A 22,111-nucleotide genomic window follows, 5' to 3' on the forward strand; every position below is an offset into this window, starting at 1 on the left:
ATAATACGATTTTAGTATAGCGTTTCTAGTGACAATTAATAAGTGAGTTGTCAAAGACAGTGGATATAAAGCAATGTTTTCGACTCTATATCCACTAAAAAAATAGAATAAACTGTTATGCGCTGGCTAAAGTGCCATGTTTTTCAACGCTTTGGGCAAGTTGGCAAAGTAATAAACAGCAAGATGTGGCCCCTGCATCTAATACCCCACGCGAACGTTCCCCTAACCGACTCGCGCGTCCAATTTTTGCCACTAAGTCTAATGTTGAATCACGTCCTGCAATAGCCGCAGTTTGCATTGCATCTAGCGCTTGCTTGAAATCCTTACCTGCATTAGTTGCAGATTCAAACGCATTAATTGCAGGGATCAGTGTATCCATTAAGCATTTATCCCCCACGTTTGCGCTACTAATGTCTTGCAACTCCGATAAGCCGTTTTGTAGCATCGCCAGGAAATCTTGCTGTGAAAGCTCACTTTTACCTGAAATGCTGTCAGACATCCCCATAAAGAAGCTGCCGTACAGTGGCCCCATCGAGCCACCGATACCTTCCATTAGCGCATCCGAGATCTCTTCAAAACCTTCACTGAGGGATAATTCACGGCCTTCAATCGCTTTAGCGCATAGGTTGAAACCTTTCGCCATATTAATACCGTGGTCACCATCGCCAATTGCACCATCGATTTCACTGAGGTATTCACGGTTAGACACAATGATGTGGACTAAATCCAGCGTTATTTCATTACCACGTTCCGTTGAGATAACTTGCATGATGAGCTCCTTTACTTAACCTGTGTTAAACCTAATGAATACGCAGGGACATCCATCAATGTCTTTAATTCTTCATCCACTTTCATTAATGTCAGTGTGACGCCCATCATTTCGAGTGAGGTAAAATAATTGCCCACATAGTTACGCACGATACGAACGCCTTTCTCACGTAATAATTTTTCGACTTCAGCGTAATAGATGTACAACTCCATCACAGGGGTCGCACCTAACCCAGAAACCAATACGACAACCTCATCCCCTTGTTTTGCCTGCATATCGGTTAAAATTGGCGCTAACATCGTTTGTGCCATTTGCGCCGCTGATTGGATTGGCATAATTTCAATGCCTGGTTCGCCATGGTGACCGATGCCAAGCTCCATCATACCATCTTCGATATGGAAATTCGGGTGCCCCACCGCCGGAATTGTGCAAGACGTCAAACCAACACCAATTGAGTGGCAATTATTAATGGCTTTTTGTGCCGCATTAATCACCCCATCAAGATCATAACCTTTACTTGCCGCCGCCGAGCCAACTTTCCACATTAAAATTTCACCCGCAACACCACGGCGCTTCTCTTTTTCACTTGCGGGTGCAGAGGCAACATCGTCAGTCGCAACAACAGTTTTAATCTTCATGCCCGCTTTTTCGGCTTTTTTCATCGCCATTTTCACGTTCATGTTGTCGCCTGCGTAGTTACCATACAAACAGGCAACACCAGCACCACTATCTGCGGCTTTGAACGCATCTAAAAAAGCCCCTGCGGTTGGTGAAGAGAAAATCTCACCGATAGCCACCGCATCTAACATGTTTTCACCCACATAACCTAAAAATGCGGGCTCATGACCTGATCCTCCCCCAGTGACAATCCCCACTTTTCCTTGGATTGGCGCCTTCGGATATTTCAGAACGCGGGCGTTATCGGTCTGCGCAAAATATTCAGGGTGCGCTTTTAAATAGCCTTGAATAGCGTCTTCAACAACTAGGTCAGGTTCATTAATGATTCTGTTCATAATTCCCTCTTTTACTTATTTTCTGGTGTTAGCTGCATTTTTGCTGACTGATCAAGAAGTTCTTGCGGTACGGTGATAAACCTCATCAATATCGCACTGAACAAATAAAGCCCTGAGAAAATCCAAATCACACCAAATGCCCCGACACTGCTAATAAATATCCCAACAAGTGCAGGACCAACGAAGGTACTGAGCCCCGCACCTAAATTCAGTACGGACATCGCAGCGCCTTTATTTTCAGGTGCGAGTGATGGCATGATGGCAGAGAGCGGTACGTAACCTGCAAGGCACGCCCCAAATAACCCAGCCGCTATCATCATCAGGGTATAGTTATGGCCGAAGTAATACGGCACGTAATAGAACATTAGGGTACAAAGCATACAACCGACGCATCCGAACCAAATCACAATATTGCGCCAACCAATACGATCACTGACGACACCGAAAATGAGGTTGAAGGCAATATTCACGGTCCAAAGTGCGGCATAGATATGTAACCATTCTGTGCGGGAAAAGCCAAAATCAGCAAGAAACATTGGCATGAAGATCACAAAACCGTAAGCCGCTGATGTATTTATGGTTCTAACAATTCCCCCTAAGCCAATTTTAGGGTTTTCAAATGCAATGGTGATCCCTTTAAACACATAGTTAAGCGACACTTTTTGTTTTGGTTGTTCGCCGCCCTCATGGTTTCGGTTAAGGGCAATCGCGATAAATGCCCCGATGGTGACAAAAATCAGCCCGCTCCATAACGTTGCCATTTCACCTAAAATCGGTAAGGCATAACTTGAATACATCACACCCAAGACACCTAACCCGCCACTGTAGACGAACCAGAAGATCCCCACGGCGGAACCCAATTTTTTAATAGGCGCTTCATACGCCACCCAAACTAAGAAACCGTATGCAAACATTGGGTAACCGAATCCACGTAATGCATAGGTTGGGATCATGATAGATAAGCTGTTACTTGGCAGGCCAATCGATAAGAAAATGACTGAACCAATCACAAACATCACAAACCCGAAAATCATCACTCGGCGAGCAGTATAAATTTCCGCTAAAACGCCAGACAACCACGCCGCAACCGCAGCAAAAAAACCATATACGCTGAACAGTAATGAAGATTGTTCAATACTCATTCCGCGGCTAATGATAAAAGGTGAAAGCCACCCTTGTTCGAGCCCTTCCCCCATCATGAAGATAAGAACACCAAAATAGCCAAGGAGCAACTTTGGCGAAAACCCCGTTACTTTAGACAGTTTATTGATTATCATATTGTTAACCTCAGTGCGTGTTCGCTGGGCTAGGACCTGAATAACAAGCCTTGGTAGGGTGACATTTATTCAGGTCCAATTTTTCTCATTATTGTTTTATTTGCTTGTGAACCCACGACAGCATTACAGGTTCGGGTCTAAGACCACCTTGATATGCGGGTCGCCCTTCGCCATCATGGAAAAACCTTCCGCAAATTTATCTAACGGTAAAATATCCGTTACCACACCTTTTGTCGGGAAATCACCATTGCCGATACCTTCGATAACCAATGGATAGCAATATGGGCCTAAGTGAGAACCTAATAAATCCAGTTCTTTACGGTCACTGATAATGCTCCAATCAACGGTAACAGGGTCTTTAAAGACAGAGAACTCAACGAATGTACCGAGTTTACGGATCATTTTGAGTCCCTGTTCAACAGATTTCGGTGCACCAGTCGCTTCAATGTAGATGTCGCAACCATACCCTTCCGTCATCCCTTTAATGATTTTGTCCACATCATCACGTTTAGGGTTCAGAACCATATCTGCGCCAAATTCTTTAGCTAGTTCTAATCGCTTATCGAATAAATCCAGTACCACTAATTTGCCTACACCCGATTTTTTGATTGCACCAATCATGCCTAAACCAAGCGTTCCTGCGCCCGAAAGCACCACAACATCGCCCAGTTTCACATTCGCGCGTTGTACTGCATGCAATGAACAGGCATACGGCTCAATCAAAATTGCGTCTTCAATCGGCATATCCACAGGCACATGGTAGTTGATGGCTTCTTTAGTAAATTTCATATACTGAGCCATACCGCCATTGACATTATTCTGGAAACCATACAGGTCGTGTTTTTCACACATCCAATATTCACCCCGTTTACAGAAACGGCATTCCCAGCAAGGAACTATTTGCTCGGAGATTACGCGGTCACCTAATGCAAAACCTTCTACTTTTGAGCCAAAGCCAACAACGTGGCCGATAAATTCGTGCCCTGGGATCATGGGCGCTTTAATATAGGCAGGTTGCTCAGCATCTCCCCAAAAGCTTGGAGCTCCTTCAAACGCTTTCACATCACCAGCACAAATCCCGCACGCTTCGACGCGAACTAATATTTCTTCTTCACCAATTTTTGGAACATCGACAGTTTCTAAACGGTAATCTTTCGGTGCATAAGCCACTACCGCTTTCATTTTTTCTGGAATGCCTTCGCTCATCGTGGCTTTTGGATCACAGTGTTCACACATAGTTTTACCCTCGGCGGTTTGTTAAATGAACATAAGTTCAATGAAGATACAAATTAACCATACCTTCTTTTAATCATCGATGCACATCACCAGATTCTCAAAGTGTGATTCAGAGCAAATATTCCTATAAAATCGACGTAAAATGATGACTTTGAGCTTTTTTAGCAAAAATAAGTGGATTTAAGGCCGTAGATCACAAAATAAAGCTTATTTAAACTAAAAACATATGTTCACCTATTGATTATTTGTTCATAAGATCCTATTTTCTAATCAGTACATTTGAATTGCAAATGAACTTTTGTTCAACCATAAGGATCTCAATCATGCTATCTATTGCCATTGGTGCAGACGACGCCGCATTTGAAATGAAAGATATGATCAAACAACACCTCGCAGCGCTGAATATTCAAGTCACCGATTATTGTTTAAATACAGGGGTTAAGGATGAAATGTACCCAGATGTTGCCCATGCCGTTGCAACGGCTATTGCCCAAGGAAAACATCAGCGTGGGATACTCATTTGTGGAACAGGGATTGGAATGTCTATTGTTGCCAACAAAGTCACTGGCATTCGAGCCGCACTTTGCCACGATACCTACTCCGCAGAACGTGCCCAAAAAAGTAACGATGCGCAAATTATTACCTTTGGTGCTCGTGTCATTGGACCTGAACTCGCAAAAACTATCGTAGATACTTGGTTGGCTTCCCATTATGAAGGTGGTCGCTCTGCCCCAAAAGTGGCTCGCATCAGTGAATATGAAAATGGGGAACGTTAGTTTCACGTAGACAGTTTTTCAGGAGTGTTTTCATGTACACGCAGATACAAAATCCGTTAGCAAATGCCATCCGCTTTCTTTCCATTGATGCTGTGCAAAAGGCCAATTCAGGCCATCCTGGTGCGCCGATGGGAATGGCGGATATCGCCGAAGTGCTCTGGCGGGACTACTTACAGCATAATCCTGCCGACCCAACTTGGCCAAACCGTGACCGTTTTGTCCTATCAAATGGGCATGCTTCGATGCTGCTATATAGCCTTTTACACTTAACAGGCTACGATGTTTCTATTGAAGACTTAAAACAATTTAGACAGTTGCACTCAAAAACCCCCGGCCACCCTGAACTCGGCTATACCCCTGGTGTTGAAACGACGACAGGGCCACTCGGGCAAGGTATTGCCAACGCGGTTGGAATGGCCATTGCAGAAAAAACGCTCAGTGCGACATTTAACCGCTCAGGTTTCCCTGTTGTTGACCACTTTACTTATGTTTTTTTAGGTGATGGCTGTTTAATGGAGGGGATCTCCCACGAAGTGTGCTCTCTTGCTGGCACCTTGAAACTGAATAAACTCATCGCTTTTTATGATGATAACCAAATCTCTATTGATGGAGATACCAAAGGTTGGTTTACGGATAACACCGCTGAACGTTTTGAAGCTTATGGCTGGCATGTTATTCGCCGAATAGATGGCCATTCAAGGCCTGCTATCAAAGCCGCTATTGAGCAAGCTCGCCAACAAACAGATAAGCCGACGCTAATCATTTGCCGTACGACCATCGGTTATGGTTCACCTAATAAAGCGGGAACCGCAAATTCACACGGCGCACCACTTGGTTCGGAAGAAATAGCCCTCACACGTCAACAGCTTGGATGGGAATATCCACCCTTTGAAATTCCTGGCGAAATTTATCAGTCATGGAATGCCATAGAGCGGGGTTCGGAGCAACAATTACAGTGGGAGCAAGCGATTAGAGAGTATGCAAAGCAATATCCAGAACTTGCTGAGCAACTTATTAAACGGTTATCCAACCAAACGCCACACGCGTTCACGTCTGTCATGGCGGATTACATTCAAAAATTGAATGATAACCCTGAAACAATCGCCACTCGTAAAGCATCGCAAAATACCCTCAATGTCATTGGCCCTGTTTTACCCGCATTAATCGGGGGATCTGCAGATTTAGCACCCAGCAATCTAACCTATTGGTCTGGATCAGTGCCGATTAATGAACAACCTGCGGGTAACTATATTCATTATGGTGTCCGGGAATTTGGCATGACCGCCATTGCTAACGGCATCGCATTACACGGCGGTTTTCGCCCTTATACCGCCACATTTTTGATGTTCTGCGAATACGCACAAAATGCCGTGCGAATGGCAGCATTGATGAAGTTACCCCAAGTACTTGTTTATACCCATGATTCTATTGGGCTAGGGGAAGATGGGCCAACACATCAGCCAGTAGAGCAACTCGCCTCTTTACGTGCAACCCCGAATTTGTCGGTCTGGCGCCCTTGCTGCCAAGTGGAAACAGCGGTTGCTTGGCAACAAGCCATCACCAACCAACAAACACCAACTGCTTTGATCCTGTCACGGCAAAATTTACAACAACATTCCCGTACTCCCCAGCAATTAGCCCTTATTCAACGTGGGGGTTATATATTACGCAGTAATTGCCAAACCCCTGAACTGCTGCTTATTGCAACGGGCTCTGAAGTCACCTTAGCGGTTGAAGCTTGGCAATATCTCACCGAGCAAGGCTTCAAAGTGAACGTTATTTCCATGCCATCAACAGATACCTTTGATAAACAGCCCATGGACTATCAACAACATGTATTACCTAATCATGTTCGCAACCGCATTGCTATCGAAGCCAGTATCAGTGATTACTGGAGAAAATATGTCGGCCTTGATGGATTAGTTATGGGAATGAATAGTTTTGGCGAATCCGCACCTGCTGAGCAGTTATTTGATTATTTTGGCTTTACCGTGGAGAAACTTATTCAGCAATCTTTATCATTATTACAGCCTAAAGCGGTAATCAATCGCGACATTATTTAAATCTGTTATCCTACTTTGTAATTTATATTACAGGCCAAATAATAAAATCATTATTTGGCCCTTTTTAATGACTCTTATTAATAAGCGAATAACGTATATTCTCCGCATATTAAATTTAATCACTGAATGCTATACCCACCATCAATCACTAAATTATGCCCAGTGATCATATCGGAAGCATCGCTGGCTAAAAAGAGCGCGCAGGCAGCAATTTCTGACGGTTCCGCAAAACGTCTCGCTGGAATTTTTTCTTTCATTTCATCACCTTTAGGCCCTTCCCACGCTTTTTTTCCCAACTCAGTTAAGACAATAGTCGGTGAAATTGCATTAGTTTGAATACCTTTAGGGCTCCATTCTAATGCCAAAACTTGGGTTAAACCAATAATAGCAGCCTTACTCGCACAGTAGGCTGCATGCTGATCCAACGCAATGACCCCAGCCTGTGATGCCATATTGATTATTTTACCTTTTCCTTGTTTAATCATGATATTACCTGCTGCTTGGCATACAAGGAAAGTACCTTTGAGATTGACATTCATGGTCAAATCCCAGTCCTGCTCACTTAAGCTTTCTGCGGGTGCCAATGCAACAATCCCCGCGCTATTAACCGCAATATCCAATGCACCATAATGCTTTACCACCTGCTCAACCATTTGCGATACAGAATCTGAATTTGTAATATCACATTGAATACCAATAGTATTTTTCATTCCATTAGCAACATCAATGACTTTATCTGACTTATCCACCAAGGCAACTTTAGCACCTTTTTCCACATAGAGTTGTGCAATTGCCAGACCGATCCCCGCAGCACCCCCCGTAATCAATGCAACGTTGCCATCAAGAGAGAATTGGGTATTAAAACCATTAAATTTTTTCATTTTAATTCCTTAACATCATGACGTGATATATAAAACTGGGAAATATAGATATTGAGTCTCTTTCAAAACCCTAATGACCTATAAACGTGTCGTTATTTAATTAAGATAATATATTATTATTTAAATGTTATGGCTATATCCATCATTTAAAATAAAGCGCCACATCCCATTATTTAAATAATAATAAAAGTCATAAGAACATATGTTCAAAATAAAATTTCATTTGATTATTTGTTATCTATTTTAAAATCATCCAATAATTTTTATTGCCTAAAATAACATCATATACACATAATAATCGTATTCAAACTGACCTTAAATAATCTGCCTTTACATAATGCAGTGTAAATTTCACAATAACTAGCGCATACTATTAGTTATATCTAAATTGATATCAGACAAAACTAACATGCTGATATCAGATAAAATGAAGAAATAGCTCTCATTCGCGTTAATCACGTGAATTGATTACATAGGTCATGGAAAAATGGAAAAAAACTGCTCACTACTGCAACTAAAGGATATTAGCTATTCGATTGATGGAAAAACTATTCTTGATAATGTGCAGATTAACCTACGTGCAGGTGAATTTAAATTAATCACGGGGCCATCAGGTTGCGGAAAAAGCACTTTATTAAAAATTGTGGCATCCCTAATTTCTCCAACTCAAGGAAATATCCTCTTTAACGGGCAAGACATTAATGCACTCTCTCCTGAGACCTATCGCCAGCAAGTATCTTATTGCACCCAAACCCCCTCATTATTCGGGGCCACAGTGTATGATAATGTCGTTTTCCCTTACCAAATCAGAAAGCAGCCTTTTGATAAAACAAAAATTATCAGTGACTTACAGTATTTTTCATTACCTGAAACCATCCTTGAAAAAGGAATTAATGAGCTTTCTGGGGGCGAAAAACAGCGCATTTCATTAATTCGAAATTTACAGTTTCTTCCCCAAATTTTATTGTTAGATGAAATTACGAGTGCCCTAGATGAAGAAAATAAAGTGAAGGTGAATGAGTTAATTCACAAACTGGCTATAGAAAAAGGTATTGGAGTTTTATGGGTTACTCACGACCAAGATGAAATTGCCCATGCAAATGAAGTCATCACCCTTCCCGTTTATCTGGCTAAATAATAGGATATCATCGTGCATCAGCCTACCATTTCCAATGAGTCGCTCACTTTTTCTATCATGTTAGTCTTAGTAGCGATTTTTATTAGTCACAAAGAAAAGCTTTCTTTGGAAAAAGATATTATTTGGAGTACTTGTCGCGCTATTGTTCAATTATTGATAGCTGGTTATATTTTAAAATATATTTTTAACGTTGATCATGAACTTCTCACTGTAGCGTTGGTGCTATTTATTTGTGTCAATGCTGCGTGGAATGCCAAAAAACGTAGTAAGTATTTAGATAAAATCTATCTCACAGCCTTCGTTGCTATTACCTCAGGTACTTTCCTCACTCTACTGGTTTTAATTCTCACTAAAGCCATTGCGTTTACACCAATGCAAGTCATACCGATTACAGGGATGATTGCAGGAAATGCGATGATAGCCGTCGGGCTCTGCTTTAATAATTTAGGGCAACGATTTGCCAGCCAACAGCAGCAAATTCAAGAAATGTTAAGCCTTGGAGCAACCCCTAAAGTAGCTTCTGCATCAATCATTCGGGAAAGTATTCGCGCCTCGTTAATCCCCACGGTTGATTCGGCAAAGACTGTTGGTATTGTTAGCCTACCAGGAATGATGTCTGGATTGATTTTTGCAGGGGTCGACCCACTACAAGCCGTAAAATACCAAATTATGGTAACCTTTATGTTATTAGCCACCGCGAGTCTTTCGACAATATTAGCAGGCTATATGACCTATATTAAATTTTATAATCAACGTCATCAGTTATTGGTTGAAACTTTAAATAAATAACCCTCAGAGCCTTGTGTTGCCTGTTTTACCACAGGTAACACTTAATTTATATTCTGCATTTATCCTATACCTACAGGTAATACTTCAATCAATTGTGCCTGACTATTTCCATCATCAATCAATTTGAAAATATGATTGAGCATTGTGGGTACGTCCTGTTTTACCATCTCAATATCATTACCTAGCAACGCGACAAATGGATCCCAGTCAAAGCATCCCAAATTAGGTTGATTTTCACCTGTATACCCTTGTGTTCCTAACCAACGCATTACCCCTTCTAATGAAATAGTGGAGTTAATAAATAGGCCACCTTGGGCTATTTTTTGCAGATTTTCACTGCGTTTCTTAATAAAAGTGGACAATGCTTTTTCTGCTTTTTCAGGCGCATAGCCGCACGCTAAAATATTTTCATTTGGAACCGTAATACCCATTTCATTATGCGCATCAATGAATCCGCGTATACGTTCACGTGTATTATGGTCATGTTCACGCCCACCAATAAAAATTAGCGGCTGGTTTAATACTTGACTACGGCTTTTTTTACTTAAAATACGCTGAGTGAGTTTTTTTGCACCAAGGTAATTATCTGAAATCACTGATGCTGCTAATGTGCCTGGTAGATCTAAATTTAGTGTCGGTACGCCAGAAGATTGACAAATTTGTGTGATTTTATCTGGGTTCGTTGCCCCTGTCGAAATCAGCCAGTCCACCTGATAAGATAACATGGTACGTGCAGCTTCTATCTCCAATTTAGGATCACGGCGCGTACAGGTAATAATCGGAAACAGCCCCCTTTCTCGTGCCATTTCTTCAAAATGTTCCACTATAGAGCCAAAGTACCGGTTATCATATTTTGGCACCAGCATACCAATGATTTTTGATTTATTGCTGCGTAGTAAGCTAGCTTGTTTATTAACTGAGTAATTTTGCTCCTGCGCAATGCGCATCACTTTTTCAGCCAATTGCGCACTAATACGCCTTTTTTGCCAATTTCCATTGAGCACAGCACTCACGGCACTCGCTGAAACACCCGCCAATTCCGCAAGGTCATAGATCGTTGTTTTCTTATTTTGTCTGATCTTTGTCACAGATTCATATCTCCATTTTTTCCTAGCTTGACACCAAAGTAAAAAAGTCGCAATACTGCTCCATCGATTGAGCAATATTGAAATTGATGAAGCATGAGTTGGTATAATGAAAAAGACTTAATATCAATCCATCCTATGCAGCCACCTTAACCATTCCCGTGACTCATTGTCATCTCATTGATTTCATTATTTTTCACTTACTTTTCCGCTAAAATCCGATTGGAGTAAATCATTATGGCTATTTCCATTGAAAACAAAGTCGCAGCAATTACGGGCGCAGCATCTGGCATTGGTCTTGAATGTGCTCGCACGCTGATCAATGCAGGTGTCAAAGTGGTTCTAATTGACCGTGCTGAAGATAGATTAAATCAACTTGTTGCTGAACTAGGCGAAAATGCGATCCCTCTAGTCATTGATTTAATGAACACAAAACAAGTCGATGGCATGCTAGATGCAATCCTCGCTAAAGCAGGCCGTTTAGATATTTTTCATGCAAATGCAGGTGCTTATATTGGTGGCCCTGTGGCAGAAGGCGATCCAGATGTTTGGGATAAAGTTTTAAATCTCAATATTAATGCTGCCTTCCGTAGTGTTCGTGCCGTTTTACCTCATTTTATTGCCCAAAAATCTGGCGATGTATTATTTACCAGCTCAATCGCAGGCGTTGTGCCCGTTATTTGGGAACCCATTTACACCGCGTCTAAATTTGCGGTTCAAGCTTTTGTTCACTCAACTCGCCGCCAAGTTTCAGAACACGGTGTTCGTGTGGGTGCCGTTTTACCAGGCCCTGTAGTCACTGCGTTATTAGATGATTGGCCAAAAGAAAAAATGGAAGAAGCACTGGCAAATGGCAGCTTAATGCAACCTATTGAAGTGGCTGAAGCGGTACTCTTTATGTTAACTCGTCCAAAACATGTCACTGTCCGTGACCTTGTCATTGTGCCAAACAGTGTTGATCTGTAGCGTTTTTCTTAGTTCATAATGATTAATTTTTGGAGGTAAAATGCAACATTCAACCCCTCAAAATGATAAAGTGGTTATAGGCATTGATGTTGGTACAGGCAGTGCACGCGCGGGTGTATTCGACATGACAGGCAAAATGTTAGCATCTGCTAAACACGATATTACACTCTACCGCGACAGTGCTCATTTCGCAGAGCAGTCCAGTAACCAAATTTGGGAGGCAGTTTGTTATTGTGTTAAGCAAGCTGTAGCAACTTCAAATATTTCACCACAACAGGTCGCAGGAATTGGCTTCGATGCAACCTGTTCACTCGTCGTGATTGGCCACGATAAACAGCCTATTTCCGTTAGCCCAAGTGCTGATCCAGACCGTAATATTATTGTCTGGATGGATCACCGCGCCACAGAACAAGCTGAACGTATTAATCAGCTAAAACATCCTGTCTTAAATTATGTGGGGGGTAAGATCTCCCCAGAAATGGAAACGCCAAAGATTTTATGGTTAAAAGAAAACCTGCCTCAATCCTATGAAAAAGCATGGCAGTTTTTTGATTTGGCTGATTTCTTAACATGGAAATCAACTGACTCGTTAGCTCGCTCAACCTGTACAGTCACCTGTAAATGGACTTATCTCGCTCATGAAAAACGTTGGGATACTGATTACTTCCATCAAATTGGTTTATCTGAACTTGCTGATGAAAAATTTGCTCGTATTGGCCAATTGATTGTTGAACCAGGCACTCCTTGCGGTTCTGGCTTAACGAACGATGCAGCAAAACAGATGGGCTTATTAGTCGGTACCCCTGTTGCATCAGGCATGATTGATGCCCATGCAGGGGGGATTGGTACAGTGGGTGTCAATGGTGATGCAACAGCCAACATGGCGTATGTTTTCGGAACCTCATCTTGCACAATGACAACGACTAAAGAGCCTGTTTTCATACCTGGTGTTTGGGGGCCTTATTACAGTGCGATGGTACCAGGTATGTGGTTAAACGAGGGTGGGCAAAGTGCCGCTGGCGCTGCGATTGATCAACTTCTTTCCCTTCACCCTGCTTGCATAAGTGCAAAAATTACCGCAAAAGAGCAAGGAAAACCACTTCCCGTCTATTTAGCTGACCTTGTGTTAGAAAAAACGGTCTCTGCATCTCAGTCTGTTGAACTCGCTGAAAAAATTCACGTTGTCCCTGAGTTTTTAGGTAACCGCGCACCATTCGCTGACCCACATGCAAGGGCGGTAATTGCAGGCCTTACCATGGACAATAGCTTAGAAAATCTGCTGTCATTTTATGTTGCTGGTGTGTGTGGTATTGGTTATGGCTTAAGGCAAATCATTGAAGCACAAGCAAAATCAGGCGCTGCAATTGAAAATATTGTGGTGAGTGGTGGCGCAGGACAGCATCCATTAATTCGCCAGTTATTAGCAGATACATGTGGCGTTCCCGTGATTTCTACACAAGCGAGTGAACCTGTTTTACTTGGTTCAGCCATTTTAGGTGCCGTCGCGGGTAAAATTTGTGATAACGTCGCCCAAGCTATGGATCAATTTAGTGAAATTGATTTAACTTATTATGCAGAGGAAAGCTATCAAACACGTCATGATTTACGTTTCGCTTCCTTCTTACAGCTTCAGCAATGTGCGAGAGAACTAAGAGGATAAACTCACATATCACCCTTTAAAGAAAGCCAATTGGCTTTCTTTATTGAGTGCTTTTCGTACACATAATTAGAAGCAATACTTGTCCCATAACGAATTCATCATTTCCATTGGTAATAAGTCATAATCCCCTTCCACAAGTGGTATGGACATCGTGACTCTTCCATTCTTATCATTATAGGCTTTCACAACAAACTTTTTATAGCCCTCTAACCGCGCATTCTTCACACGAAATACCTCTCCACAGACATAGCCTAAGTCTCCTTTGTTGGCTGTTTGTCGAATGAAATTATATTTCACATTTCGAAAAGAAGCCGATTCAGGATATGACAGATAATCCTCTACATTAGCCTTTGCCATTTTGACCAAATCAGGAGTTGGGGAATAGTTCAGAGTGACCCCCAAAATAAAAGAGCACCCCGTTAACAATAGAATTGTGAGCAATTTGATTATGTTCATATAGTTAAGCTCTCATAAACACAGTAACACATCCAATTGACCAAAATTGTTCACCACACCTTTGCATAAAAGGTATGTAAGTAGATATATTTAGTTAATTGTAAGAAAGTAATAATTATTTTAATAATAGGATTGATAATCCACATAAGAATATCTTATTAGAACGCTACTATCTCTAATATCTATTATAGATAAAAATTATGGTTAGCAAAAAAATCGATTTACTCTAATCAATGCGACCAAACCCGTATTTATACTTCATTTTACCCATTACATGAGTAAGTATACCAGTATTAAACCTTGAATATAAATAGTACCTTAAAGATTAACTGTTGCAATTTGTATTTTTTATACAGCAAAGGTTTCATACTTACAGAACCAGAAACAATAATTCACCTTAACAGTTTAATACTGTTTAATATTACTTATATTGAATATATTATTAAATAATACAATGTACATAATAATGTTGCCAATTGTGAATAAACTCCAATTATGCGTAATAATACCCAGATAATGCGTAAACAAAATATCTAACATATACTCTCTTTTAATCAACTAAAATTAAAACAAGAAGAAAAAAATAGAAAAACACAATAAATTCAAATGGATAAAATTAATTGAATAATTAATTTCTTTATCAGTCAAAATATCTTTTAGGATATTTTTTATTCCTATTATTTTATATTTCTTATTAACAAAACTGCAAAACCCTCAAACCAATAATGCATAACACACTGATTATTATAAATAAAAATAAAAACATTGCAGACTGGGCTTTATTAACAGCTTGAAAAACAAAAATAAATAACAATATATTAACATAACAATCATAAGAATATTTAACTTAATTTTAATTTAAAACACTATTGCATTTTTAATATAAAGTTATTAATCCTTGTCCTGTCATATCATAAATCGCCAAAAATACAGAATATTCTTACAAACTCTAAGTATTTAACGAAAACATAAAATTATCCGACGAATATTGACAAAACAAAATTATAAAATCAGGTAATATTTTCCGCCTATAAAAGGGGATTCCATGACTAACATTCAACTACTATTGCTTGCAACAAACAATCTCACGAATAATACGGAGCTCAGCCATTCACAAGAATCCTATGTCTACCAGTATTACTACACACATGTGGCTAATCAATTTAAAAGCATTGCAGACTTCATGTCTGATTTTGTCTATAAAACGACTGATGCTATAAGTGATAACAGCTTAGTCTCTATACCCCGTGAAAAAATCTATCAAACTATTGAGGAATATCTGCTCATTGTTGAAAAGCGTTATATTGAAAGACAAAGGTTATTGAAAAACTCTATAGAAAAAAAATAAAAAAGACCCCATAAGGGGCCTAGCTTATAAACATCAAGTTTATTTATTGCTCCTGTAATTCCAACTCAGCAATAATTGGAAGATGGTCGCTAACACTCGACCATTGGAACTCTTCACTGTCAGTTGGGATCTGCATATTCTTCACATCCCATACTTGACCTTTAAATGTGAAAATATGGTCAATATCAATCGCTGGGTTTACTGCTGGCCAACTACGATAATCAACCCCTTGCTTCTCGACAGGGTTCCACATATAACGAATTTCCTGAATAGGCTGCTCATTTGCCGTGGAATTAAAGTCCCCTGCTAATATTTTTATTGAAGCCGCGATATTATCAAAACCTGTATCTGTATCACCGATACTCGCATCTAAAATATGACGAACCTGACCGATACGAATGGTCGGATCTTTTTGCCAGTCAAGGTGTGTGCCCATCACAATAATCGGTGCATCAAAACCAGGCTTAGTTATTTGAGAGATTAATACCACACGCTGCTCTGCATCACCTGATGGCAAATTAACAACTTGGGATTTATCTATTTTATATTTTGATAAAATTCCGACCCCATATTCACCACCATCGAAATCCAATGCTTTACCAAAAGCAAAATCCATCTTATTCGCTTTCGCGATTTCTTCTAGCTGATGAACTTTTTTACTGCGCGCAGTTTTATTATCAATCTCCGTTAAAACAATAACATCTGCGTCTATCTTACCAATTGCCTTACTCAAATTATCTAAATTCGCCACATCTTGAGCTAATTCATTTTTACCAATATTGTAAGTTGCGACTTTAATGGTTGGTTTATTTGCTGTGTAGACTTTATTCGGTGTACCGCCATCTTGTACTTTTAAGACTTCAGAACCTGTTGTTGCAGCACTAACACTACAAGAAACTAAAATCGCAGTTGAAATAACAGTTTTAAGAAATTTCATGGTGACTCCCCAGTAATGACTCAATCAATTCATCGAGTAATAGACTTCTAATATGCAGGCAGTTAACCGCCCTCTTTATACATTAGCAGGGAATAAATAGGATACAGTGACCCAGCCGACAATCTTATTTCGAGATACAAAAAAACAATCCTATTTTTCATCAAAAAGTGATTTATACCACTATATCTTGTCGGCTAGAGATTAAATTTCATACTGAAACGTTAATTTAAACTGGAGAGTTATATTTTATGCACTTTGTCTGGCTTCAAACTTATAGGGAAAAATGATTTCATCTTGAGTTTCAGAAAAGTCAGTATCAGGATCGGCTAACCACTTCTGTAATTTTTTAGCCGTTTCTCGCGCCATTTTACTGTAATCAATACGGACAGATGTAAGTGATGGCTGGATATGGTCGCAATTTGATGAGCCTTCTACGCAGGCAAGCGCTAGCATTTTTGGTACTTGTATTAACCGCCTTTGACACTCAAAAAGCACACCAAGTGCTATCATTTCATGACTACAAATAACAGCTTCAAGTTCTGGTTGCCGTGTTAACATTTCACTAATCGCCTGACGGCCAAAGTCCATTGTTGCGACATACGGCGTAGTAATGCTTTGTTCAGCACTTTGGTTATAAGCTAGCATCGCCTTATTCCAACCGCTCAGCTGTTGGCTTTGCATTTTGCTATCCATCTGAGCCCCGATATAGCCTATTTTTTTATAGCCTTTTTGTAGCAAAAAATGGGTTAAAAAATTAACCGCTTCGCCAATGTTACTTTTAATATTCAAAGTAACAGGATGACTGGATTCCCCAGCCACGTTAATAACTGGAATATCTAAATTTTTAAGGTAATTAAAAACGCTTTGTGAATTAACTGCACCAAATATGATCAGCGCCGCAGGGTTACTTTGTAATAAGGTCGATAAAACTTCTGATTCTTTTTTCTGCTGATAATCGTGGCTACCAATCACAACTTGATAAGTGTTTTTGTTAAGCACTTCCTGTAATGCTTGCAAAAAAACTGAACTCGCATTGTCACGCAAAGAAGGAATTAACACGGCAACAGTTCGGCTTTGCCCTGAAGCTAAAATCCCCGCGGCAGAATTTGGAATATAACCAAGCTCCTCAACGGCTGCGTTAATTTTTTCACGCAAATTATCTGATACTAACTCAGGCGTTCGCAAAGCACGAGATACCGTCATAGAGCCAACGCCTGCGTATTTAGCGACATCCTGTAATGTCACTCGCCCTGTATTTTTTCTTTTTCGTGTTTTTTGCATGTAATACTTTTATTTAGCCTAAACTTATTATTCAACAACACTAACTTAGCACAGGTTGAATTTGTTAATCAGCTTACAAGTCTATTCATTTAGCCTTTGTTCGCAATATTTATTCAAAATGATAGCGCTATCACGAAAATGAACAAATCAGCTAGATAGCGCTACCATAGATCACTACTATTCACTCAACCATTAAAAAGATAAAAATTTAACCAACCAGGAGCAACCCGATGCTTACGACTTTACTGACCTCGAACGTTATTCAGGTCGTCGAAAGTGCCACAGATTGGCAAGATGCGATCAAAATCGCCTGTAAACCATTAATTAATAATAAGTTAATCGAACCGCAATATATCGATGCGATTATCAAATCACATGAAAAGATTGGCCCTTATTATGTCTTAGGCCCAGGGATTGCCATGCCTCATGCTCGTCCTGAAGATGGTGTAAACCAGCTATCCCTTGGTTTAACCGTGATTAAACAAGGCGTTGAGTTCGGTTCAGATGGCAACGACCCAATCAAACTGCTTATCGTTCTTGCTGCTACAGATAGCAATAGTCACATCGGGGCTATCGCAAAACTTGCTGAACTTTTTGATAATCAAGAAGATATTGATAGCATCATGCACTCAGAAAACGTCGATGACATTCTTCAAATCATCGCTAAATACGAATAATTACATATTAAGGTAAACATTATGAAAATCACCGTTGTTTGTGGAAATGGCTTAGGCACCAGTTTAATGATGGAAATGAGCATCAAAAATATTTTAAAAGACATGCAAGTCAGTGCTGAAGTTGACCATGTGGATTTAGGCTCAGCAAAAGGCACTGTTAGTGATATTTTTGTTGGTACAAGTGATATTGCAGAGCAGCTTGTTGCTCAACAAGTGGGTGGTGAAATCGTCGCACTGGAAAATATGATTGATAAAGTTGCCATGAAAGAGCGCCTCACTGCTGCATTACAAAAACTTGGTGCGATGTAAACGGAGGCTCTATGTCATTTTTTCGTTTTCTGATGCAGGATGTTTTATCTGAACCTGCTATTTTAGTCGGTCTTATTGCTCTTATCGGTTTGATTGCACAGAAAAAACCAGTAACAGAATGCATTAAAGGTACCATTAAAACCATTATGGGTTTTGTGATCTTAGGTGCTGGTGCAGGTTTAGTGGTTAGCTCATTGGGTGATTTCTCTGCCATCTTCCAACATGCTTTTGGCATCAACGGTGTAGTACCTAACAATGAAGCCATTGTGTCTATTGCACAAAAAAGCTTTGGCCGTGAGATGGCAATGATCATGTTCTTTGCGATGTTAATCAATATCTTGATTGCTCGCTTAACACCATGGAAGTTCATCTTCCTGACAGGTCACCACACATTATTCATGTCGATGATGATCGCCGTTATTCTAGCAACGGCAGGAATGGAAGGAACTATGCTGGTGACTGTTGGCTCTTTAATTGTGGGCTTCTGTATGGTGTTCTTCCCTGCCATCGCACACCCATATATGAAAAAAGTTACAGGCTCTGACGACGTTGCTATTGGGCACTTCTCAACCATTTCTTATGTATTAGCAGGTTTTATTGGGAGCAAATTTGGTAATAAAGAACATTCAACAGAAGATATGAATGTACCAAAAAGCTTGCTATTCCTACGTGATACACCTGTGGCTATTTCATTCACTATGTTCATCATCTTTATCATTACTTGCTTATTTGCGGGCGGTGATTTTGTGCGTGAAGTCAGTGGCGGCAAAAACTGGTTTATGTTCTCATTAATGCAGTCTATTACCTTCGCAGCTGGGGTATACATTATCCTGCAAGGTGTGCGTATGGTCATTGCTGAAATTGTTCCTGCATTTAAAGGAATATCAGACAAACTCGTGCCAAATGCAAAACCTGCATTAGACTGCCCAGTGGTATTCCCTTATGCCCCAAACGCCGTATTAGTCGGTTTCTTAAGTAGCTTTGCAGCGGGCGTCATCGGCATGTTCTTATTATATGCCTTGAATATGACAGTGATTATTCCAGGTGTTGTACCACACTTCTTTGTAGGAGCTGCAGCTGGGGTATTTGGTAACGCAACAGGCGGTCGCCGTGGCGCTATTTTAGGTGCATTTGCGCAAGGCTTACTAATCACCTTCTTACCTGTATTCTTATTACCTGTACTTGGGGATATTGGTATCGCAAATACAACATTCAGTGATGCTGACTTTGGTGCTATCGGAATTTTATTAGGTATTATTGTTCGCTAATCTAATAAGCTCCCCAAGATATCTTACTTGGGGAGCTTTATTTCTATTCTACTTTCCCAACCATGCACCATCCTTAAATAAGAATTCCTGCAATAAAACTAAGTCATCAGGAACAACGTGGATCATCCCCTCTCCTGGCACATCAATTTCAGCAATCATGAATAATGCCAATGTGGTTAATGAGGGTAAAATTAGGATCAGCCAATTTTTCCCCTTAGTACCGCGAATATTGTAGCCAATAAGGACATTGGAACAGACAGCAAAAAAGATGAGGAGAAACCAAGTCGCATTCGGAATTTGATGCCGCCAACTTGCCATTGTTTTTTGCTGAGAAAGATAAAGATCACTAAATGCGCTTAATACGGAGGCAACAACAGGGTTTGGTGATTGATTTGCTTCTTTGACAGCAATTTCCCAAAGCTGGTTTTGTTTCTCTAGCGAGACCATGCGCCATTGGTTATTTTCATCACTGATCCCTGATTTAAAAAACTCAACACGCGCTTCTAAATATTGCTGGATAAGGTGGGATGCTTTATTTCGATCATCAGCATTCAATAGCTGGGCACGTTGATATGCTGTACCAATCGCGATAGCTTCATTTTCTTCTGTCTGTTGGCGGTTATTATAGCCATTAATAGAAATAGAGAGCACAAAGCCAATTAGCAAACCTAACAGTGATAAAATTGCCCCGAGAATAATTTTAGCTTCATCATCAGCAATTTCTTCATGAACTGATTTACGCTTAAAAATATATTTGCCAATGTAAGCAGATAAAATTAACAAAACAAACGTGATTACAAATAAAAGAATCGAATCTATTGGCGAATCATTAATCAACTCAGAGATATTAAACATTATGTTAACTCATCAGATTTATTTTCCGATGATATACCATATCTATAAGATAACTATCTAGCAGACAAACAGATCCACATTATATTCAAACGAAAACACTGATAAGGCATCCAATAATGACCTTAATAATTCTGTGTTAAGCGAAAATAATCCTCACGCTAGCATTATAAAACATGAATTTAACCTAGGTGTAAAAATAAAAGTATTTTAAAGTTCAACCGTATAAATATGCTCTTCATTCACTATTTCACCTGTAAACTTAAAGCCATGATTCATATATACTTTCTTAGCTATATTGTTTTCAACCGCTAAACCCAAAGAAATCCTTTTTATTCCGAGCCGTTTGAGATATTCAACGATCGCAAAAAAGATTGATTGCCTAATCCTTGGCCAATAAATTTGAGGTCTAACATAAAACGACAGATAAAGGCTTCATTCGGTTTATCAGCTAATATTTTGTACATAAAAAAGCCTATCAATACTTCCCCTTGGTAAAGCGCACGCGGCTGATATTCAGGATAGAAGTGAGACTCTGCGATTGAAAAGGCATTGCAACAGATATATTCCTCTAAAACAGTAGCAACTCCATCCGCATTAGAAGTGAGTTCCCCCAACATCCCAAAAATTGAATTTATCGACAGCACGGATTTGTATCATAAATTATCTACCTCCGTTTTTACGTTTTCCTGATCAAATAAAGCATTGACCACTTCAATTAAATTTGGGGAGTTTTCATCCAAAATTTGGATACCATTTTGTCTAAATAAGGCCGCGCACACACCCATACCGTCTTTTAGTGAACCATTAAACTCACCACTATAAATCTGTTGGCTACCACACGATGGACTATTTGCCTTAAGAACAACAAAACGAATATTTAAATCTTGTATTTTTTTTAATGCGATCTTAGCACCTTCAATAAAGACTTCAGTAAGATCAACGCTTTCACTATCAATGACTTTTGCTTGACCTAATAGGACATCATTGCCATTACCACCCATAATTTCAGCGGGTGCTCGTGGTGTGGGTAACCCACCAAACACTTCAGGGCAGATGCTAATCACTTTTCCTGCATCATAAAGTTGTTTTAAAGGTGTATAAAGCTGATGCTTACCATCATACCTTACACAAAATCCTAATAAACATGAACTGACCGCTATCACGTTAACCTCATCATTGGTTATTTCATCTCAGAATTTTTGCATTTAATATCATAATAGTGGCTATTAAACACTGTTTCATACTGGCTCTTCGCGCCAATAATGCTTATTTTAAATAGAAAAAAACCCCAGTAATTGGTTATCCAACTATTTGGGGTCACTTCATA

Annotated in this window: 23 protein-coding genes; 10 read left to right on the plus strand and 13 right to left on the minus strand. The window is 39.9% G+C overall.

What is annotated here, in order from left to right; translation table 11 throughout:
• Window positions 1-115: 115 nt before the first annotated feature.
• The 4 genes from dhaL to PR808_RS02505 form a co-directional block, all read right to left on the minus strand.
• A complete protein-coding gene (gene dhaL, locus PR808_RS02490) occupies window positions 116-769 on the minus strand; it encodes a dihydroxyacetone kinase subunit DhaL (RefSeq protein ID WP_272538627.1) in 654 nt (217 codons plus the stop codon).
• A gap of 11 nt (window positions 770-780) precedes the next feature.
• Window positions 781-1,782 carry a dihydroxyacetone kinase subunit DhaK gene (locus tag PR808_RS02495; protein ID WP_206083970.1) on the minus strand — a complete coding sequence of 334 codons (1,002 nt, stop codon included), beginning with the start codon at window positions 1,780-1,782 and terminating at the stop codon, window positions 781-783.
• A gap of 11 nt (window positions 1,783-1,793) precedes the next feature.
• On the minus strand, window positions 1,794-3,059 hold the full coding sequence (locus PR808_RS02500) for an MFS transporter (protein ID WP_225818175.1): 1,266 nt from the start codon (window positions 3,057-3,059) through the stop codon (window positions 1,794-1,796).
• Window positions 3,060-3,182: 123 nt separating this feature from the next.
• The gene (locus tag PR808_RS02505; protein ID WP_272538628.1) at window positions 3,183-4,295 is read right to left on the minus strand and encodes an MDR/zinc-dependent alcohol dehydrogenase-like family protein; all 1,113 of its coding nucleotides are present in this window, start codon (window positions 4,293-4,295) and stop codon (window positions 3,183-3,185) included.
• A 323-nt stretch (window positions 4,296-4,618) separates the two neighbouring features.
• On the opposite strand from PR808_RS02505, the gene rpiB reads away from it, so the two are divergent.
• Together rpiB and tkt are read left to right on the plus strand one after the other, a co-directional pair.
• Window positions 4,619-5,071 (plus strand): ribose 5-phosphate isomerase B, encoded by a 453-nt coding sequence (gene rpiB, locus PR808_RS02510; RefSeq protein ID WP_272538629.1) that lies wholly within the window; start codon window positions 4,619-4,621, stop codon window positions 5,069-5,071.
• Between the two features lie 32 nt (window positions 5,072-5,103).
• Window positions 5,104-7,134, plus strand: a complete 2,031-nt coding sequence (gene tkt, locus PR808_RS02515) for a transketolase (RefSeq protein ID WP_272538630.1) — start codon at window positions 5,104-5,106, stop codon at window positions 7,132-7,134.
• Window positions 7,135-7,253: 119 nt separating this feature from the next.
• On the opposite strand, the gene PR808_RS02520 is transcribed toward tkt, so the two are convergent.
• Window positions 7,254-8,015, minus strand: a complete 762-nt coding sequence (locus tag PR808_RS02520; RefSeq protein ID WP_272538631.1) for an SDR family oxidoreductase — start codon at window positions 8,013-8,015, stop codon at window positions 7,254-7,256.
• A 487-nt stretch (window positions 8,016-8,502) separates the two neighbouring features.
• Here PR808_RS02520 and fetA point away from each other — a divergent pair, with 487 nt between their 5' ends.
• Window positions 8,503-9,153: an iron efflux ABC transporter ATP-binding subunit FetA gene (gene fetA, locus PR808_RS02525; RefSeq protein ID WP_206083965.1), complete on the plus strand. Its 651-nt coding sequence runs from the start codon at window positions 8,503-8,505 to the stop codon at window positions 9,151-9,153.
• Between the two features lie 12 nt (window positions 9,154-9,165).
• On the plus strand, window positions 9,166-9,942 hold the full coding sequence (gene fetB / locus PR808_RS02530) for an iron efflux ABC transporter permease subunit FetB (RefSeq protein ID WP_206083964.1): 777 nt from the start codon (window positions 9,166-9,168) through the stop codon (window positions 9,940-9,942).
• Between the two features lie 59 nt (window positions 9,943-10,001).
• Here fetB and PR808_RS02535 read toward each other — a convergent pair whose 3' ends face one another.
• Window positions 10,002-11,030 (minus strand): LacI family DNA-binding transcriptional regulator, encoded by a 1,029-nt coding sequence (locus PR808_RS02535; protein WP_272538632.1) that lies wholly within the window; start codon window positions 11,028-11,030, stop codon window positions 10,002-10,004.
• A gap of 234 nt (window positions 11,031-11,264) precedes the next feature.
• On the opposite strand from PR808_RS02535, the gene PR808_RS02540 reads away from it, so the two are divergent.
• A complete protein-coding gene (locus tag PR808_RS02540) occupies window positions 11,265-11,993 on the plus strand; it encodes an SDR family oxidoreductase (protein ID WP_206083962.1) in 729 nt (242 codons plus the stop codon).
• A gap of 40 nt (window positions 11,994-12,033) precedes the next feature.
• Complete coding sequence (locus PR808_RS02545; RefSeq protein ID WP_272538633.1) at window positions 12,034-13,653, plus strand: FGGY-family carbohydrate kinase; 1,620 nt, start codon at window positions 12,034-12,036, stop codon at window positions 13,651-13,653.
• Between the two features lie 66 nt (window positions 13,654-13,719).
• Here the strand turns inward: PR808_RS02545 and PR808_RS02550 are convergent, their stop codons facing one another.
• Window positions 13,720-13,878 (minus strand): hypothetical protein, encoded by a 159-nt coding sequence (locus PR808_RS02550; protein WP_272538634.1) that lies wholly within the window; start codon window positions 13,876-13,878, stop codon window positions 13,720-13,722.
• Between the two features lie 1,276 nt (window positions 13,879-15,154).
• Here PR808_RS02550 and PR808_RS02555 point away from each other — a divergent pair.
• Window positions 15,155-15,457: a hypothetical protein gene (locus tag PR808_RS02555; RefSeq protein WP_206083959.1), complete on the plus strand. Its 303-nt coding sequence runs from the start codon at window positions 15,155-15,157 to the stop codon at window positions 15,455-15,457.
• A gap of 43 nt (window positions 15,458-15,500) precedes the next feature.
• Here PR808_RS02555 and PR808_RS02560 read toward each other — a convergent pair whose 3' ends face one another.
• Both PR808_RS02560 and PR808_RS02565 read right to left on the minus strand, forming a co-directional pair.
• Window positions 15,501-16,394, minus strand: a complete 894-nt coding sequence (locus PR808_RS02560) for an endonuclease/exonuclease/phosphatase family protein (RefSeq protein WP_272516242.1) — start codon at window positions 16,392-16,394, stop codon at window positions 15,501-15,503.
• Between the two features lie 246 nt (window positions 16,395-16,640).
• The gene (locus tag PR808_RS02565; protein ID WP_206083958.1) at window positions 16,641-17,675 is read right to left on the minus strand and encodes a LacI family DNA-binding transcriptional regulator; all 1,035 of its coding nucleotides are present in this window, start codon (window positions 17,673-17,675) and stop codon (window positions 16,641-16,643) included.
• A gap of 230 nt (window positions 17,676-17,905) precedes the next feature.
• Between PR808_RS02565 and PR808_RS02570 the strand changes: the two genes are divergently transcribed.
• From PR808_RS02570 to PR808_RS02580, 3 genes are read left to right on the plus strand one after another with little or no spacing between them, the layout of a single operon-like run.
• Entirely contained in the window at window positions 17,906-18,352 is a 447-nt protein-coding gene (locus PR808_RS02570; protein ID WP_206083957.1) for a PTS sugar transporter subunit IIA, read from the plus strand.
• A gap of 21 nt (window positions 18,353-18,373) precedes the next feature.
• Window positions 18,374-18,661, plus strand: coding sequence for a PTS sugar transporter subunit IIB (locus PR808_RS02575; RefSeq protein ID WP_206083956.1), 288 nt, complete (start codon window positions 18,374-18,376; stop codon window positions 18,659-18,661).
• A gap of 11 nt (window positions 18,662-18,672) precedes the next feature.
• On the plus strand, window positions 18,673-19,929 hold the full coding sequence (locus tag PR808_RS02580; protein ID WP_272516241.1) for a PTS ascorbate transporter subunit IIC: 1,257 nt from the start codon (window positions 18,673-18,675) through the stop codon (window positions 19,927-19,929).
• 48 nt (window positions 19,930-19,977) lie between these two features.
• Here PR808_RS02580 and PR808_RS02585 read toward each other — a convergent pair whose 3' ends face one another.
• The 4 genes from PR808_RS02585 to PR808_RS02595 form a co-directional block, all read right to left on the minus strand.
• A complete protein-coding gene (locus tag PR808_RS02585) occupies window positions 19,978-20,784 on the minus strand; it encodes a bestrophin-like domain (RefSeq protein ID WP_206083954.1) in 807 nt (268 codons plus the stop codon).
• Between the two features lie 207 nt (window positions 20,785-20,991).
• Window positions 20,992-21,207, minus strand: a complete 216-nt coding sequence (locus PR808_RS20660; protein WP_404462974.1) for a GNAT family N-acetyltransferase — start codon at window positions 21,205-21,207, stop codon at window positions 20,992-20,994.
• Window positions 21,114-21,428, minus strand: coding sequence for a hypothetical protein (locus tag PR808_RS02590; RefSeq protein WP_272538635.1), 315 nt, complete (start codon window positions 21,426-21,428; stop codon window positions 21,114-21,116). Before PR808_RS02590 ends, PR808_RS20660 begins: the two co-directional genes overlap by 94 nt.
• Window positions 21,429-21,437: 9 nt before the next feature.
• Window positions 21,438-21,947 carry a DUF523 domain-containing protein gene (locus tag PR808_RS02595; RefSeq protein WP_272538636.1) on the minus strand — a complete coding sequence of 170 codons (510 nt, stop codon included), beginning with the start codon at window positions 21,945-21,947 and terminating at the stop codon, window positions 21,438-21,440.
• Between the last annotated feature and the right edge of the window lie 164 nt (window positions 21,948-22,111).

It is taken from the genome of Providencia sp. PROV197 (assembly GCF_028479625.1).
In the GTDB taxonomy this organism is placed as follows: domain Bacteria; phylum Pseudomonadota; class Gammaproteobacteria; order Enterobacterales; family Enterobacteriaceae; genus Providencia; species Providencia vermicola.